Raw genomic sequence first — 16,754 nt, forward strand, 5'->3', positions numbered from 1 at the left:
TTTGAAAATGGTTTACGGTGAGAGAGCCTCTGTATCGAACAGCAGGTTCTCAGGCTACTCGGGCCATCTCAATCATACGCTTCCCCGCAGTGTTTTGCCTGAAGATTATGACCGATGTGCCAAAAAGCGCGCTATATTAGCGCAATCCTCTTAAATTGCACTACGGGGATGACCGAAATTCAGCATGCCACGATGATTATAGACGGGAGTTTGGCTTTTATTGGCCTGGCTTGTCTTAAGAAGGTGTTTTGGAGGGGGTATTGCACAGGAGCTTACTGCGGCCTGTGCAGAAATATTAGTGAGGGATAGTTAGAAGTGGTAACGCAGGCCCATCAGCAGTGTGGTGGATTCCAGCTTGCCCTTGAGAGACTCGTCACCGGTAGTCGGCAGGTTTTTCAGTTCCCAGTCTCCGAGGTTGCGATGTTCTATCCCAAGATCCAGGGCAAGGTGTTTACTGAATATATAGGAAATTCCTGCACCTACTGTCCAGGCCATTTCATTGTTTCTGTGGTCATCCCATTTTTCATTCCAGTTGGCGTTGTCTGAAAAGGTCTGTACACCGGATGTCTTGTTCTTTGCATAGCCTGCACCGGCCATAAGATAGGGAACTACATGCTTGTTGAGGGGGATGTCGTAATAGGCTTTCAGCATGTAGACATCAGATTCAATATTGATTTTGTTATATGCAGTGCCAAGAAGTGTTGTATTGAATGGACCAGTGTTTACTTGCCAACCGAGCGCTACGTCTATCTGATAATCAGATTCCTTCTGAAAAGACCCTTCAAGCTCCAGACGGAAACTGGGGTTAACTACAAACCCGGCACCAAATGCTCCAACTGCAACGCTGTGATCGTTATTCAGATTGGCTATCCCCATGCTGCCTTGGGATGCATCAGGGTTAGTAGAAGGTGCATTAGCAGCCGCAACTGCAATGAAAGGATTGACAGCCTCAGTATCTTTAATCGCCGTATAAGCCGCCCCACCCCGGGCAAAAGCATAAATATCCATAGCCTGACTGGTGGCCGGTACAGCCAGCGCCAGACTGACCAGCATTGCGTTCAATGTTTTCATCATTATTTTACCGTTCAATGGTTAGAGAATTTTTATTTGAAAGCGATGTGTGTCTGCTTTCTTATTAAAAAGGATAGACAAACTATGGGTGAACGGTATCTGCTGGCAAGGGGTGACAGGGCCTACATATTGTGTACTTCTGGCTCTATACCCGCCTGACGATAGGCCCGGAACTTCGCCCTGGAAACCGCTTTCTGGTCCGGGTTCTGAACCACGACTTCACAAACGCGGGCAAAGTCTTTGAAGAATGGAGGAACTTCAGGGCTGAGATTAATCAGCAACCGCTTTGATGCTACGGCAGGGTGGTCAAACCCCAGGGTGATGGGAGACTCTCTGGCCAAAAGTACACTTTCCGGGGTATTGCCCTGGATGGGTGAAATAATCCCATGGGGAAGAAAGCTATCCTCCCGCCATGACCAGAGCAGTTGATCCATGGACTGGCAGCTGCTTTCATCCGCCGTATGGATATGCATGGGCAGGCCTCCACGCCATGCTTTGTCGATAAGGCGGCAGGCAAACTGCTGTTCGTTTTGCCCGTTATTGTCAAGATTGCTGTCTAAAAGGTAGAAAGTCACTCTGGTCATGGGGAAATCATAAACTAATCTGAGCAAACAAAAAGGCCCTGATCGATCAGGGCCTGTCATCAGTACTGGCAACAATCAGATTTTATTCAGCAGGTATTGTACCAGCATGGGCACTGGACGACCGGTAGCCCCTTTTTCCTTGCCTGATTGCCAGGCGGTTCCGGCGATATCCAGGTGCGCCCAGGGGTAGGCTTCGGCAAATTTAGCCAGGAAGCAGGCTGCGGTAATGGTACCCGCAGCAGGACCACCAATATTGGCCATATCGGCAAAGTTGCTGTCCAGCTGGCGAGCATATTCTTCACCCATTGGCAGCTGCCATGCCCGATCCATGGCTTCTTTGGAAGCACTGATCAGCTCTTCAGCCAGCGGTTCATTATTACTGAGCAGGCCGGTGGTGTGATGGCCCAGGGCAACGACGCAGGCACCCGTCAGGGTGGCAATATCGATCACCGCTTCCGGCTTGTAACGTTCTGCGTAGGTGAGGGCATCACAAAGCACCAGACGACCTTCGGCATCGGTATTGAGAATTTCAATGGTCTTGCCGGACATGGACGTTACGATATCCCCCGGGCGGGTGGCCTTGCCGCTGGGCATGTTTTCTGCCGCAGCCACCATGCCAATAACATTAATGGGCAGATCCAGCTCAATAATGGCATTCATGACGCCGAATACACTGGCGGCACCGCACATATCAAACTTCATTTCATCCATGGCGGCACCGGGTTTCAGGGAGATACCACCGGTATCAAAGGTGATCCCTTTACCCAGCAGAACAAGAGGCTTGGCACCGCGTTTGCCATTTTTGTACTCCATGCAGATCAGCCGGGCTTCCTGTTCGGAACCGGCACTGACGGAGAGCAGGGAGCTCATGCCAAGGTCAGACATCTGTTTTTCATTGAGCACCTTGGTGGTCAGTTTGGCATGCTGTTTCGCCAATGCTTTGGCTTCATCGGCAAGGTAGGTTGGATGGCAGATATTGCCTGGCAGGTTGCCCAGGGTTCGGGCCACATTCCGACCATTACCAATGGCCTGCCCCTGGGCCAGACCGGCTTTCACTTCTTCGGCATTCTTACGGTCCGCCAGCAGTGTCACCTTCTTCAGACTGATCTTCGAAAGAGCGCCTTTGCCGGTGTCGTTTTTAAACTGGCTGAACTGATAAAATGCATATTCAATCGCTTCAACCAACTGACGGGTGATCCAGTGCAGTGACTTGCCCTCGACGTTGATATCTTCGATGGCAATGCTTGCTTCCCTGGCATTCAGCGATTTCAATTGGCTGGCCAGGTTGACCGTCAGTTTGTTAAACCCGGCTTCTGTTAATGGCTTATCATTTTCACCCATGGCCAGCAGCAGCAGACGCTCAACCGGCGCATGTCGGCTGTGCAGAAGCATCAGTGAGTGGCCGGGCTTGAAATCCAGATCACCACGTTTGAGTATGTCGGCAAGATACCCCTCGGTTAACGAGTCTAAGGCTGTCGCAGAGGGGGGAAGCGTTTTCTTGTGGACGCCCAAAATAAGGCAGGCAGTTTTCTGTTTTTCTGCAGCACCACTCTTAACAACAAATTCCATGGTCTCTCCAAGGGGACAAGTTATCCGATTTCATGGATAATAATACGGTTAAGCCAATTCAACCAGACGCTTTAGTCCGGATATGGGATATTCAGGCATTATCCAGACGGCTATCAGAACGTAGAAGTCATTGGGTTAATTGTATGTTTATTCTACGATTCTGTCAGACGGGCCGGGATTATACCGGTTTTTTAAGGCGACTGACGTATAATTGTTCGTTTTGATTTGATGAATTTCACCAAGGCATGCCTTTAATCATATTTCGTTACCTGTCCAGACAGATGCTGCAGGTTATGTTAGCAGTGACGTCTGTCGTATTGCTCATTATCATGAGTGGGCGCTTTGTGAACTATCTGGCACAGGCGGCCACCGGGACACTGAAAGCGGATTTTCTCTTTGCCATCATGGCTTACCGGATCCCGGAGTTTCTGGTCATGATACTGCCCCTGGGGCTTTTCCTGGGCATTATTCTCGCCTATGGCAGGCTGTATGTTGATAACGAAATGACGGTGCTCAGCGCCTGTGGTCTCAGCCATCATCAACTTTTAGGCATAACCATGGTGCCTGCGGTCGGGGTTATGCTGGTGGTTGCGCTGTTAAGCCTGGTAGTTGCCCCCCGGGGAATACAGAAAGTTGAAAGCATTTTTGTCGAGCAGGACGCTCTGACCGAGTTTGATACCCTGGTTTCCGGACGTTTCCAGAAGTTTGGCTGGCAGCGCGTGACTTATGCAGAGACGTTAACCGACGACCGCCAGCAGATGAACAGGGTTTTTATCGCCAACCGTAACGGGGATAGCAAGAACACAGGTTCGATGACCTTGCTGCTGGCGCAAACGGCAAACCTTGAAGTCAATGCAGCAGAGGGTGGGCAGCGCTATCTGATATTGGATGATGGTTACCGCTATGACCTGACGCCCGGCGCATTGCCTTTGCGGGAAATTGCCTTTGAACATTACGGCCTTCGTATGGAAGAGCGCCGCTCCGGAAAAGAGATCAGCAAGGAGCAGGCTCTGCCAACGGCGACACTTTTGGCGTCCGACACCCCGGGCCATCGTGCTGAGCTGCAGTGGCGCATCTCTTTGCCACTGTTAATACCCATCGTGGTGCTGATGGCATTGCCCCTGGCCCGGGTTAATCCCAGACAGGGGCGTTATGTGAAGCTGTTGCCCGGAATATTGCTGTATCTGCTGTATCTGGCTTTATTAATGAGTGGCCGTGGCGCGATTGAGGATGGGCGACTGTCGCCGGATATTGGTCTGTGGCCGATTCATATTCTTTTCTTGCTGATTGCTTTGCTGTTGTACCTTGTTGAGCCGGGTAAACTCTGGCTGGCGCGCCGGAGGGCTGGAAATGCGTAAGCTGGATCGTTACATATCCAGAAATGTTCTGGGGGCAACGGTGATTGTCCTGCTGATTCTGGTATTTCTGGAAGCGTTGTTTGCTTTTCTGGGGCAGCTGGATGATGTCAGGGGCAACTATCAGTCGCTGGACGCTTTGATATATACCCTGTTGATGATACCCAAAAAACTGTACGAGCTGATTCCCGTGTCGGCACTGGTTGGCTGCCTTATGGGGCTGGGCTCCATGGCGTCCAGCAGTGAGCTGGTGGTTATGAGGGCCGCTGGTATTTCGCTGTGGCGTATTCTGGGGGCAGTCATGAAGCCCACCCTGGTCATGATTATTACCGGATTGATGCTTGGCGAATATCTTGCTCCCATGGCCGAGCAGGTTGGCGAGACCAGAAAGGCGATAGCCCGCTCCGCTGATGGCACATACACCGGAGAAGGCTTCTGGCATCGTGAAGGCCGTGAATTTATGTACTTCAATGCGGTCGAGCCAAACGGCGTGCTATACGGCGTGAGTCGTTATGTTTTTGATGATGAGATGAAGCTTCAGGAAAGCGCTTTTGCCAAACGGGGAATCTATCAGGGTGATCATTGGCTGCTGGAGGATGTCACCACCATACGCCGTAAGAATGAGCAGTTTATTACTGAGCAGAGTCTGGTTGAACCCTGGGATACCAGCTTGACAACAACACTGTTGAAAGTGGTGGTGGTCAAACCTGAAGCATTGCCCATATCCGGCCTGCTCACTTATACGAAGTACTTGAAAGCACAGGGGCTGGATGCCGGAGAGTATGATCTGGCACTGTGGACAAAGCTGCTTCAGCCGTTATCCATACTCTCCCTGGTTATTGTCGGCATCTCTTTTGTCTTTGGTCCTTTGCGTTCCGTCAGTATGGGATTGCGGATCTTCTCCGGGGTGATCACCGGCATTGTCTTTATGATTGTTCAGAACCTGATGGGACCATCCAGCCTGGTATTCGGGTTTCCGCCGGTATTATCGGTAATGATTCCAGTCATCATCTGCCTGCTGGCGGGTGCGGTGATGTTAAGGCGGGCTGCATAAAGGGCTAAAGGGCGTAGGCTCCATGCCCTGAATAAAGGACTGTGCCAATCACCCTTCGACTCCGCTCAGGGTGAACGGAGATTGTTCGTATCCTTTAGGCTTCTTTATGCATTCCCACGCAGAGCGTGGGAACGATGGGGATGGAGATTATCGCTGGAAAGGGTGCCCGGGAGTTCTTCTTACAGGCTTTTGTGGGGTTCGTGTGATCGGGCAGTAGAGCCTGCACTCTTCCAGTTGATCTGAGTGGTGGAAAGATTCCGGATTGCCTGATAAACGACGAAAGACGTCCGCCAGTTGAGATACAACCTGTTCAAATGGCCAAGTGTTCATACTGGAGTCTCCCTTTTTACTGCCTGCTGAAAGCCTATCTGCTATGAAAAGCCATCGATAGTTTTGTTGGTACACCGACGCCGGTGAATGACGATGGTTTCATTTTAATGCTGGATAGGTAAAAATACCAATAAATGTTTCGGTATATGTATCGAGCGGCAGGCAGAAGTGAACAGTCGTCTGTAAATATTAATGCTGGTAGTGTAACCAGTGCCGCTTATTTATGAAGCTGCACTGAGACATTAGATGACTGTGGTCAGATTTTCTTTACCGGTTTTTCAGAAGAATGACTTTGGATGACGATGCCAGATCCTGCCAGCTTCGCCGCTGATGGTCGATCAGTGCCCAGAGAAGCCCGATACCCGCAAGCGACAATGCCGGAATGGCAATCAGAAAACGGATCACGCTTTGCCATGGGCTGATCAAATGATTGTCGCTGCTGACCACTTTTATTCTCCAGGCCTGCATACCAAGGGTTTGTCCTGACCGGGTCCAGAAAAAGCCAAAGAAGCCGTAAATGATGACCAGCAGGGCGGCGTAGAAAAAGGGGCCTCCAAGCTGGTAGCCCTCTTCAGTCATGGTTTTCAGTTGCTCATCACCGAAAATCTGTATCTGGATGAACAGATTAATAAAACCGGCCATAAACAGCAGTGCCAGGATTAACAGAGAATCGTACAACATGGCCGCAGCTCTTCTCCACACTGGAGCCGGGGTAAGATTAGTGGCTTCCATCGACCTCTTGCCTTGTTATTAAACGTGTCGGGACATTCTATCAGCAAATTTTTTTCACGCACATAACTACTGCTGTCGTCCACTCAATGTTTGCACCCAGCACAGGTGTCTCAGTATTTTTCGGCCTTTGGACTTTTTAATGGAACAAATTTACGTGTTTGTTGTCCCATAAGGGCTGAAGATTTTTGTGAATCGAATTATTACGATTTGATTACATTATTTATCTTTTTTTAAGGGATGAAATTGTCTTTCATTATTGAATGGTGACATACCTGAAAAGAATAAAATGCTTTCCGGGGAGTATGATGAGGCAGAATCGAGTTGTTCATGATTTCTCATTTTTAATTGTTCTTATGTTCAGTTTACTGGCCATTAATACAACGGCCGGCGTAGATGAGCATACTGAAAATATCTCAGAATCATCAATGTATCTGGATGATGAAGATTTAATTGAGGAAGATCTGGATGATGAAGACGATTTAATTGAGGGAGATCTGGATGATGAAGACGATTTAAATGAGGGAGATCTGGATGATGAAGACGATGTGATTGAGGAAGATCTGGATGATGATGCTGAAGAAAATGAAGCAGGCAACGAACCGGAGAAACAATATGCAGACAGTGAATATTACCAGGATCTGATTCGATCCAGAAATAAGAATGCAACCTCTCTATACATGTCGATCATTGATAATAGTAACTACCTGTTTAATGACCTGATGATGGACCTCCTGATCCGTCCTTTTATCAACTTTGCTTCGGAGTATCAGGATGTTTTCAACCATCACGTGTTAGATCCGGTGCGCCGTGGTAAACACTATATGAGGTATATGGACAGTGTCATGCTCGGTACCTTTGATAATATTTTGAATGAAGATACCGGGACTACAAACTGGCCTTATGCTATTGCAGGCGTGCCTTATGGCTGGGTTGTAAAGAATGTTGTTGCTGATTTTAAACTGGGCTCTGAGGTACGCAGTCCGGGCATTACCGACAATAAATATCATAATCATCCCGTTCTGGTGGAACGTCTCGGGGCAGAGACGGCAGAAGTGGGAACCAAAATGTCAGAGGAACACAAAAATGAACTGATTGTTATTGATGTTGTAAAACCTTTTATGCCGAGGCTGGAGATATGGGATGAAGAAAATTCACTGTTTTCGTCCCTGTACAATTTCTATTATGCAACAAAGGAACTGGTAACTGACGTCTATCAAGTTGTCGAATTTGAAGAGACGGATTTTTTCAAACGAACAGGTCGGTATGAGGAGTCTGACCGAACGTTTCTGCATCACTGGAATAAAACCATATCAAAGCGAAGTGCATTCAGAAGTGGTCAGATTATCAGGGTAGACAGGAAAGGGTATTTTTCCATGGGGCCTGTTCCCATCGCCTGGAATTATTGTGAAGTGATGTTACACGAAGGTGGCAGCAAAGATATTGAGGTTGTTGAAGAGGAAGATGAAACCGAAATTTATTATCAGCATTCTGACACTTATGTATGGGGCGCACGGGGTGACAGAATGACTCCCAGGGAGAGAACCAGAACGGTGCGTAAAAAGGTGGTCAAACAGGTTCCGAATGTTACCACATTCCGGGTTTACACCGAAAACCTATGTCTGGCAGCGGAGGCATCCGTTCGCTCTAAAAGTGAGGTCATTACCTTCACCACGCGCAGGTTGTTTTCCTGGTTCGTGCCCGGGCTGGCATTTATTGGTACCCCTTCCGTTTCTTATCTGCTGATGGGGCAGTTTGGTATTAATAATTACTTCCCGCTCACAGCCGGCCTGATGGCCACTGTTTTTCTGACGTCCTGGGTGGTTCCCTCAATGTGGGAGTCTGACATTGAAGATACTATGCACAGTATCAAGTTCCCTCCCCCGGACGAGTTGTAATGCCTCCTGATGGTTGTTTCGGTTCTGATTCTGAGCATCACCTGACCGGTGTTGAAACGTCTTTTGCCGTTTTCAGGCTATCTTAAATTATCTATCCATTGACTTAAGATTAATTTCTCAGGGGATTTGGCATGACCTGGTTGCAGTTGATCATTGTTCTGGCATTTATTTTCCTGGGAGCCCGGTTGGGCAGCATTGGTATTGGTTTTGCCGGTGCTGTCGGGGTTGTGGTGCTTACCCTGGGGCTTGGGATGAATCCTGGCACCATCCCGGTGGATGTGATCCTTATCATCATGTCTGTCATTGGTGCTGTGGCAGCCATGCAGGTCGCTGGCGGGCTTGATTATCTGGTATATATTGCGGATAAATTGCTTAGAAGGCGGCCGCAGTACGTGACGTTCCTGGCACCGGCTATCACTTACTTTATGACGTTGCTGGCTGGCACAGGCCATACGGCCTATTCAACATTGCCGGTTATTGCTGCTGTTGCCCGTGAGAATGGGATTCGCCCATCCCGACCTCTGAGTATTTCGGTGATTGCCTCTCAGGTCGCCATTACCGCCTCTCCGGTCTCCGCCGCTGTGGTGGTATTCAGCGGTATGCTGGAACCCTTTGGTGTTGATTATCTGGATCTGCTCCTGATTTGCATTCCTACCACATTTGTTGCCGTGATGTTGACGTCGCTGGTGTGTAATTACCTTGGCTGTGAACTGCACAAAGATGAAGTGTATCTGCACAAGCTCTCTGAAGGGCTGATTCAACCTGCAGAGGTTGTGGATAATCGAATAAAGCCCGGGGCAAGGATGTCCGTGCTGATTTTTGGCCTGAGCATCCTGGCGGTGGTGGTATATGCGACGCTGGTCAGCGATAAGGTGGGTGTTATTGACAATCCCGTACTGCCCAGAGACAGCGCCATTTTTGCCTTTATGCTCAGTGCAGCGTGCCTGATTACCCTGGTTACCCATATAGATACCAATCACATTCTGAATGCCCAGACTTTCAAGTCGGGTATGAGTGCGTGTATCTGTGTTCTGGGCGTTGCCTGGCTGGGGAATACATTTGTTGGTGCCCACCTTGAGAATGTTCAGGAGACCGCCGGGGATATTCTTGATCACTATCCCTGGCTGCTTGCCCTGGCACTGTTTCTGGCGTCCATGTTACTGTATTCCCAGGCCGCAACGACCCGGGCTCTGATGCCTGCAGCCCTGATGATTGTTGACCCGGTGACCGCTATCGCGTCATTTGCTGCGGTCAGTGCCCTGTTTGTTTTGCCAACCTACCCTACCTTGCTTGCAGCCGTCGAGATGGATGAAACAGGTTCTACCCGGATCGGCAAGATGGTGTTTAATCATCCTTTCTTTGTACCCGGAGTGATCTGCATCCTGCTTTGTGTGATTTTTGGTTTTCTGCTGGCTCCGGTTATTATCTAATGCATGTTTTCAATGAGTTTGACGCCTCCGCACTCCGCTCGTCCTGAGCCTGTCGAAGGGCGGAAACTCCGGACTCTGATAGATCGTGCCAAGCACCCTTCGACTCCGCTCAGGGTGAACGGAGATTGTACACGTCAACCTCATTGAAACCATGTGCTAGGACCAAGGGATTTCGAAAATAATATTGATCTAAGGGGCAGGAGAAACAGGTATGTTAAATCTTGATACGACGGTGCTCGTGGTTGTGGATGTTCAGGGCAAGCTGGCCACCCTGATGCATGAACATGAGTCACTCTTTGATAATATTGTGACCATGGTTAAAGGGGCCAGATTGCTTGATATTCCGATTCTCTGGCTGGAGCAGGTTCCGGAAAAGCTGGGAGGCACAATTCCTGAACTGGCTGATGAGTTATCGGACTTCAGCCCGGTGAGAAAAACATCCTTCAGTGCCTGTGGTGAGCCTGCTTTTATGTCAGCACTTGAACAGACAGGTGGCAGACAGGTGTTGTTGACCGGCATAGAGACCCATATCTGCGTCTATCAGACGGCGATGGATCTTCTTGCCGGAGGCTATGAGGTAGAAGTGCTGGTTGATGGGGTTTCATCAAGAACATTACAGAGCAAAGAGGTGGCTCTGGATAAAATGTCAGCCCAGGGGGCTGATCTGACAACCGTTGAAATGGCGCTGTTTGAACTGATGAAATCTGCCGACGCACCACAGTTTCGTGATGTCGCCAGGCTGATTAAATGATTTGGACCTGAGCCTCAGGAGCCTGTCGGACTTAAGCGTCCGACAGGCTCCTCAGCAATCTGAGGCTCACTTTTCGGTATCAGAAGATAAGGTGGGCAATCGCGGCAATAACGGGCAGTGTGACCAGCGTCCTTAGAATAAAAATAATAAATAGCTCAAACAAGGTGACCGGAATCTTGCTTCCCAGGAGCAAAGCACCCACCTCAGACAGGTAAATCAGCTGAGTCAGGGATAATGCCGCAATTACAAACCGGGTCATATCATTGTCAATGGATGCCGCCAGGATAGAGGGCACGAACATATCGGTGAAGCCCACCATCATGGTGGTTGAGGCCGCCTGGGCTTCAGGAATCTGTAACCACTCCAGCAACGGCAGAAAAGGCATGCCCAGGTACTGGAAGACCGGGGTGTATTCGGCAATGATCAGTGCAATGGTACCGATACCCATCACCACTGGCAGTACCCCAAACACCATATCGATGGCGTTCTTGCAACCATCCTGAATGATCTTCATGGGATGGGTGATTTTTGCGGCTTTCTCCAGTGCCTGCTCCAGACCCCAGGCAAAAGCACTGGTACCCTGAGGAATAATTTCATCATCATCACTGCGGGTTTTTCCGCAGATGAACACGTCTTTTTTTCTGGACAGGGGGGGCAGCTTGGGGACGATAAAAGCGGCAACCAGCCCGGCAAAGCAGACGGTCAGGTAGAAGCGGGTAAACATGTGTTCCAGACCCACCTGGGCAATCACCACCAGTGAGAAGGTAATTGAAACAACAGAGAAAGTGGTACCGATCACCGCAGCTTCACGCTGAGTATAATAGGAGGTTTCATATTGCTTACTGGTCATCAGGATACCAACGCTGCCATCCCCCAGCCATGAGGCAATACAGTCAATAGCTGAACGGCCGGGCAGATTGAATACCGGCCGCATTATGCGTGTCATCAGTGTGCCCAGCAGTTCCAGCAAGCCAAAGTTCATTAACAGTGGCAGCAAAAGTCCGGCAAAGATAAAGACCGAAAACAGGGTCGGCATCAGGTCATTTAAAACCATGCCACCAGTGGCTCCTGACCAGATGGCTTGCGGACCAAACTCGAAAAAGCTGGAAAGGACAAAGACCATGCCAGCAACCCTTACCAGGCACCAGAGTGGGGTAATATCAAACAGAGAGTTAAGAAATGGGCGCGTCATTATTGCTTTTGGCTGAAACAGCTTGGTAATGATGGTGATGCATCCGGTAAAGCTGACAATAATAGTAATGATGGTGGTCAGCTGGTCTTTGAGCAGCGCTTTTAACCCGCCGGCCAGCAGGGCAACAGGGATGGTAAATTCATCATTAATACTGACCGGAGTGACAAATAGCAACAGACCAATCAGTGATGGAATTAAAAACGTTAACCAGTGACGCAGGCTGGTCTCTCTCTTTTTTACGGCTGTAAACTGCTTCATAACAAGCCCTGGGCTCCTCAAACTCAGCCATGCACGAAAGTATGATCCAAAAACCTCAAATTTCCTGCCCAGCAAATAAATGAGTCAGGAGTGTGGTCATGGTCTAAATGAATCAGTGCATATCGCAGCCAGTAGGTTGCCAGCTGTTGATTGCACTCTGTTTAGGTTGATTATGCATTATTTCCTAATAAATATTAACTTTCTACCCCGGAAAAGACCTATCTCCTTGATTTTTTATTGAATATCAAGGATTAGTGATACTCATTGCATTGGCTAACGATAGAAATGAGGATGGTGATATTGATATGGGAACCAGAAGGGATAATGAATCAACAAAGCTGCCAACTGTAAGTCGGCAGTCATTATGAGATATCAATCAGCCCCGGTAATAACGCTGTTCGATAAATGGCATTTTACTGACGGTCATTGGCAACTTTTTACCTCTGACCAGTGCATACACTCCAGTTCCCAATGCCGCATAATCAGCGTTGATCAGAGCCATCGCAACCGGTGCCCCAACTGTTGGGCCAAAGGTGCCGGAGGTTACCCGACCAATAGGCTGACCAAGATCATCAACCAGTTCTGCCCCTTCACGAACCGGGGCTCGACTACTGCCAACCAAACCAATGCGTTTGGTGGCCACCTGTCGGTTCTCAATCTGCTGCAGAATTTTTTCGGCTCCGGGGAAGCCGCCTGCCCGCTCACCATCATGACGACGATTTTTACTGATGGCCCACATCAGGCTCGCTTCAATAGGGGTGGTATTGACATCCATATCATGGCCGTAAAGACAGAGGCCCGATTCCAGCCGGAGGGAGTCTCTGGCACCCAGGCCAATTAATTCAACCTCCGGATGGTCGAGCAGTAGCCGGGTGATGCGTTCAGCGTCTTTTTCCGGGATGGAAATCTCAAAGCCATCTTCCCCGGTATACCCGGAACGGCTGATAAAACAGGGTGCCCCATCGATGGATAGCTGGCGGGAGTCCATAAAGACCAGTTCAGCCACCTCAGGAACAACCTTTGCCATAGCCTCTGCGGCCATGGGCCCCTGAAGAGCAACAAGTGCCCGGTCATCGAGAACGTCCAGCTTGATACCTTCCGGCAGTCTGGACCGGATATGCTGAATATCCTGCGCCTTGCACGCCGCATTAACCACCAGGTAGAGGCAGTCGTGGTAACGGGTGACCATCAGATCATCAAGGATACCCCCGGCCTCATCGGTAAACAGGGCGTAACGCTGTCGGTCAATGGCAAGGCCTGCAATATCAACCGGTACCAGGGATTCCAGGAAATGGTCAGCCCCTTCACCGGACAGTTTCAGCTGCCCCATGTGGGAGACATCAAAAAGCCCGGCCTTACTGCGTGTATGGATATGCTCGTTCTTAACCCCGGATGGGTACTGTACCGGCATTTCATAACCGGCAAAAGGCACCATTTTTGCTCCCCGGTCCAGATGAAGAGCATATAACGGGGTTTTCTTCAGACTTTCAGAAGACGCTTCAGACATACCTCATCTCCATTTATTGATAATTATCAATGCCGGGGCATGAACAGATAAAATTGCGGTCGCCATAAACGTTGTCGATGCGATTCGCCGCAGGCCAGTATTTCGACTTATGACCGGCAGCTGACGGAAATGCCGCGACCTTCCTGCTGTATGGGCGTTGCCATTCATCTTCCGCCAGGTCTGCCATGGTATGGGGGGCGTTGACCAGAGGGTTGTTGTCCTTTGGCCATGTGCCGTTGGCGACCTGATCAATTTCCTGCTTGATTGAGATCATCGCATCAATAAAGCGGTCTATTTCTTCCCTGGATTCGGACTCGGTTGGCTCGATCATCAGGGTTCCGGCCACGGGGAAAGACATGGTCGGAGCGTGGAAACCATAATCCATCAGGCGTTTGGCAATATCTTCCTCGGTAATACCGCAGGCTTCTTTGATCGGGCGAATATCAAGGATGCATTCGTGGGCAACGTGGTTGTTTCTGCCCTGATAGAGAATCGGGTAATGATCACCCAGCCGTTTTGCCATGTAGTTGGCATGCAGGATGGCCAGCTCTGTTGACTCCCGTAGACCCTGGCTGCCCAGCATGGTGATGTACATCCAGCTGATGGGCAGTATGGACGAGCTGCCGTAAGGCGCAGCAGATACGGCGCCAATGCCTTCATTATGGCCTTCGACCGGGCTTATCGAATGGTTGGGCAGGTAAGGTGCCAGATGGCTCTTGACACCAATGGGGCCCATACCCGGACCGCCACCACCGTGGGGAATGGCAAAGGTCTTGTGCAGATTGAGATGGGAGACATCGGAGCCGATATCACCCGGGCGGGAGACACCGACCATGGCGTTCATATTGGCACCATCCATATAGACCTGGCCGCCATGATCATGAATGATCTGGCAGATGGTGCGAATCTCTTCTTCGTAGACCCCGTGGGTGGAAGGGTAGGTGACCATCAGAGCACAGAGGCGTTCACTGTACTCTTCAGCTTTGGCTCTCAGGTCATTGACATCCACGTTACCGCTGTCATCACAGGCGACAATCACAATTTTCATCCCGAGCATCGCCGCTGAAGCGGGATTGGTGCCGTGAGCGGAAGAGGGGATCAGGCATACATCGCGGTGCTCCTGCCGGTTTGCCCGTTGATAATTACGGATAGCCAGCAGGCCAGTATATTCCCCCTGGGCTCCGGAGTTTGGCTGCATGGAGATGGCGTCATAACCGGTAATCTCCACCAGAGCCTGTTCCAGTTGCCGGATCATGGTCAGGTAACCCGGAACCTGATCTTTGGGCGTGAAAGGGTGAATACTGGAAAATTCCGGCCAGGAAACCGGCAGCATTTCTGCTGCAGCATTGAGTTTCATGGTGCATGAACCCAGTGGAATCATGCCATGAACCAGTGAGTAATCCTTGTTTTCCAGCCGCTTCAGATAACGCATCATATCGGTTTCTGAGTGATGGCTGTTGAATACCGGGTGACTCAGGATGCTGTCTGAACGTCGCAGTTCCGGTGAGAGTCCGATGGTGCTCCGGGTATGAGGCAGCTGACTGTTATTGGCCGAGATCTGGCGGTCAATAGAGGCAATATTCAGCTCTTTGCCGTCACCCATAAAGATATTGAACAGTTCAATAATGTCTTCAGAGCGGGTGGTTTCATCAAGGCTGACACCCAGGCGGTCAGAACCAATTCGGCGCAGGTTGCAACCATATTTCAGCGCCCGCTGGATAATGGTTTCCTGCTCACTGCCAACCTTGAAGGTTAGGGTATCAAAGAAGGTTTGGTTGCACTGGAAACCCATTTCAGTGAGTCCATGATGAAGGATTCGGGTCAGGCGGTGTACGCGTTCTGCAATGGTTTTTAACCCTTCCGGACCGTGGTAGACCCCATAAGCGGCCGCCATGTTGGCCAACAGAGCCTGGGCAGTACAGATGTTGGAAGTGGCTTTTTCCCGGCGAATATGTTGCTCACGGGTCTGCATTGCCATACGCAGGGCGGTATTGCCACGGCTGTCTTTGGATACCCCGATAACCCGGCCGGGGATTGAGCGTTTCAGCTTACCGGTGGTGGCAAAAAAGGCAGCGTGGGGGCCGCCAAAGCCCATGGGCACGCCAAAGCGCTGGCTGTTACCCAGAACAATATCAGCGCCAAGTTCCCCGGGAGATTTCAGTAATGTCAGGGCCAGCAGATCCGTGGCTACTGAAACCATGGCACCCTGTTGCCGGGCCATGGCGGCAATGCTCTCAATATCTGTGATGTTACCGTAGGTGCCCGGATACTGAAGCTGCACACCAAATACATCGTGATTGCTCAGTTCGGTATGGGGGTTGCCAACGATAACGTTGATGCCCAGCCAGTCGGCGCGGGTTTTCATCACATCAATGGTTTGTGGGTGCACGTCATCGGCCACAAAGAATGTTTGTGAGGCCGCTTTGCTGCGTCCCACGCTGCGCAGGCAGAGGGTCATGGCTTCGGCAGCGGCAGTTGCTTCATCCAGAAGGGAGGCATTGGCAACTTCCATACCCGTGAGGTCCATAACCATCTGCTGGAAGTTCAGCAGCATTTCCAACCGGCCCTGAGAGATTTCGGGCTGATAAGGGGTATAGGCGGTATACCAGCCGGGGTTTTCCAGCAGATTACGCAGAATGACATTGGGCACTTCGGTGTTGTAATAACCCATGCCAATGTACGACTTATTCACTGTATTTTGCCGGGCCAGCTCATAGAGCCCGGCAAGGGCCTGCTGCTCTGTTTTTCCCGCAGGAAGTGCTAACTCCCGGTTTAACCGGATGCTGCCCGGAACGGTGTCATTGATCAGCTCTGCCAGCGATTTGAGCCCGAGACTTGCCAGCATGGCCTGCTGCTCCTGCTGGTCAGAACCTGTGTGACGATGGGTAAAGGCATCGTTATGTTCCAATTCTGCCAGTGTCGGCAGAGTAGAAGTGTGTTCAACGGCCATGTTGTCGTCCTGTTTTCACTATTACGTTATTTTAATAAAAATTTTTTGAACTGACTGATTTGTTGTTAAAGACAAA

The 16,754-nt window shown here is 50.2% G+C and carries 13 protein-coding genes; 5 read left to right on the forward strand and 8 right to left on the reverse strand.

From position 1 onward, the window contains the following. Window positions 1-309 precede the first annotated feature (309 nt). The 3 genes from ACO6UY_RS01240 to ACO6UY_RS01250 form a co-directional block, all read right to left on the reverse strand. Window positions 310-1,074 (reverse strand): outer membrane protein, encoded by a 765-nt coding sequence (locus tag ACO6UY_RS01240; RefSeq protein WP_422448947.1) that lies wholly within the window; start codon window positions 1,072-1,074, stop codon window positions 310-312. A gap of 119 nt (window positions 1,075-1,193) precedes the next feature. Then, on the reverse strand, window positions 1,194-1,655 hold the full coding sequence (locus ACO6UY_RS01245) for a DNA polymerase III subunit chi (RefSeq protein WP_422448945.1): 462 nt from the start codon (window positions 1,653-1,655) through the stop codon (window positions 1,194-1,196). Window positions 1,656-1,730: 75 nt separating this feature from the next. After that, entirely contained in the window at window positions 1,731-3,224 is a 1,494-nt protein-coding gene (locus tag ACO6UY_RS01250; RefSeq protein ID WP_422448943.1) for a leucyl aminopeptidase, read from the reverse strand. Window positions 3,225-3,469: 245 nt separating this feature from the next. Here ACO6UY_RS01250 and lptF point away from each other — a divergent pair, with 245 nt between their 5' ends. Continuing rightward, window positions 3,470-4,582 (forward strand): LPS export ABC transporter permease LptF, encoded by a 1,113-nt coding sequence (gene lptF / locus ACO6UY_RS01255; RefSeq protein ID WP_422448941.1) that lies wholly within the window; start codon window positions 3,470-3,472, stop codon window positions 4,580-4,582. Then, complete coding sequence (gene lptG, locus ACO6UY_RS01260) at window positions 4,575-5,633, forward strand: LPS export ABC transporter permease LptG (protein WP_422448939.1); 1,059 nt, start codon at window positions 4,575-4,577, stop codon at window positions 5,631-5,633. The genes lptF and lptG overlap by 8 nt, the downstream gene beginning before the upstream one ends. A 147-nt stretch (window positions 5,634-5,780) precedes the next feature. On the opposite strand, the gene ACO6UY_RS01265 is transcribed toward lptG, so the two are convergent. Continuing rightward, on the reverse strand, window positions 5,781-5,963 hold the full coding sequence (locus ACO6UY_RS01265) for a hypothetical protein (RefSeq protein WP_422448937.1): 183 nt from the start codon (window positions 5,961-5,963) through the stop codon (window positions 5,781-5,783). 267 nt (window positions 5,964-6,230) lie between these two features. Further along, entirely contained in the window at window positions 6,231-6,695 is a 465-nt protein-coding gene (locus tag ACO6UY_RS01270; protein WP_422448935.1) for an RDD family protein, read from the reverse strand. A 353-nt stretch (window positions 6,696-7,048) separates the two neighbouring features. Between ACO6UY_RS01270 and ACO6UY_RS01275 the strand changes: the two genes are divergently transcribed. The 3 genes from ACO6UY_RS01275 to ACO6UY_RS01285 all read left to right on the forward strand — a co-directional run bounded on the left by ACO6UY_RS01275 (window position 7,049) and on the right by ACO6UY_RS01285 (window position 10,771). Next, window positions 7,049-8,590 carry a hypothetical protein gene (locus tag ACO6UY_RS01275; protein ID WP_422488831.1) on the forward strand — a complete coding sequence of 514 codons (1,542 nt, stop codon included), beginning with the start codon at window positions 7,049-7,051 and terminating at the stop codon, window positions 8,588-8,590. A gap of 131 nt (window positions 8,591-8,721) precedes the next feature. Continuing rightward, entirely contained in the window at window positions 8,722-10,020 is a 1,299-nt protein-coding gene (locus ACO6UY_RS01280; RefSeq protein WP_422448931.1) for an anaerobic C4-dicarboxylate transporter, read from the forward strand. A 211-nt stretch (window positions 10,021-10,231) separates the two neighbouring features. Beyond that, the gene (locus tag ACO6UY_RS01285; RefSeq protein ID WP_422448929.1) at window positions 10,232-10,771 is read left to right on the forward strand and encodes a hydrolase; all 540 of its coding nucleotides are present in this window, start codon (window positions 10,232-10,234) and stop codon (window positions 10,769-10,771) included. A gap of 79 nt (window positions 10,772-10,850) precedes the next feature. On the opposite strand, the gene ACO6UY_RS01290 is transcribed toward ACO6UY_RS01285, so the two are convergent. The 3 genes from ACO6UY_RS01290 to gcvP form a co-directional block, all read right to left on the reverse strand. Next, on the reverse strand, window positions 10,851-12,221 hold the full coding sequence (locus ACO6UY_RS01290) for a YjiH family protein (protein ID WP_422448927.1): 1,371 nt from the start codon (window positions 12,219-12,221) through the stop codon (window positions 10,851-10,853). 376 nt (window positions 12,222-12,597) lie between these two features. Further along, window positions 12,598-13,728 (reverse strand): glycine cleavage system aminomethyltransferase GcvT, encoded by a 1,131-nt coding sequence (gene gcvT, locus ACO6UY_RS01295; protein ID WP_422459959.1) that lies wholly within the window; start codon window positions 13,726-13,728, stop codon window positions 12,598-12,600. Window positions 13,729-13,741: 13 nt separating this feature from the next. After that, a complete protein-coding gene (gene gcvP, locus ACO6UY_RS01300; RefSeq protein ID WP_422488833.1) occupies window positions 13,742-16,678 on the reverse strand; it encodes an aminomethyl-transferring glycine dehydrogenase in 2,937 nt (978 codons plus the stop codon). Between the last annotated feature and the right edge of the window lie 76 nt (window positions 16,679-16,754).

The organism is Endozoicomonas sp. ALE010, from assembly GCF_049310165.1.
GTDB lineage: Bacteria > Pseudomonadota > Gammaproteobacteria > Pseudomonadales > Endozoicomonadaceae > Endozoicomonas.

Excerpts from the sequence above, each read along its gene's own strand:
- ACO6UY_RS01240 (WP_422448947.1), bottom strand. The coding sequence starts at position 1,074 with ATGATGAAAACATTGAACGCAATGCTGGTCAGTCTGGCGCTGGCTGTA.
- ACO6UY_RS01245 (WP_422448945.1), bottom strand. The coding sequence starts at position 1,655 with ATGACCAGAGTGACTTTCTACCTTTTAGACAGCAATCTTGACAATAAC.
- ACO6UY_RS01250 (WP_422448943.1), bottom strand. The coding sequence starts at position 3,224 with ATGGAATTTGTTGTTAAGAGTGGTGCTGCAGAAAAACAGAAAACTGCC.
- lptF (WP_422448941.1), top strand. The coding sequence starts at position 3,470 with ATGCCTTTAATCATATTTCGTTACCTGTCCAGACAGATGCTGCAGGTT.
- lptG (WP_422448939.1), top strand. The coding sequence starts at position 4,575 with ATGCGTAAGCTGGATCGTTACATATCCAGAAATGTTCTGGGGGCAACG.
- ACO6UY_RS01265 (WP_422448937.1), bottom strand. The coding sequence starts at position 5,963 with ATGAACACTTGGCCATTTGAACAGGTTGTATCTCAACTGGCGGACGTC.
- ACO6UY_RS01270 (WP_422448935.1), bottom strand. The coding sequence starts at position 6,695 with ATGGAAGCCACTAATCTTACCCCGGCTCCAGTGTGGAGAAGAGCTGCG.
- ACO6UY_RS01275 (WP_422488831.1), top strand. The coding sequence starts at position 7,049 with ATGTTCAGTTTACTGGCCATTAATACAACGGCCGGCGTAGATGAGCAT.
- ACO6UY_RS01280 (WP_422448931.1), top strand. The coding sequence starts at position 8,722 with ATGACCTGGTTGCAGTTGATCATTGTTCTGGCATTTATTTTCCTGGGA.
- ACO6UY_RS01285 (WP_422448929.1), top strand. The coding sequence starts at position 10,232 with ATGTTAAATCTTGATACGACGGTGCTCGTGGTTGTGGATGTTCAGGGC.
- ACO6UY_RS01290 (WP_422448927.1), bottom strand. The coding sequence starts at position 12,221 with ATGAAGCAGTTTACAGCCGTAAAAAAGAGAGAGACCAGCCTGCGTCAC.
- gcvT (WP_422459959.1), bottom strand. The coding sequence starts at position 13,728 with ATGTCTGAAGCGTCTTCTGAAAGTCTGAAGAAAACCCCGTTATATGCT.
- gcvP (WP_422488833.1), bottom strand. The coding sequence starts at position 16,678 with ATGGCCGTTGAACACACTTCTACTCTGCCGACACTGGCAGAATTGGAA.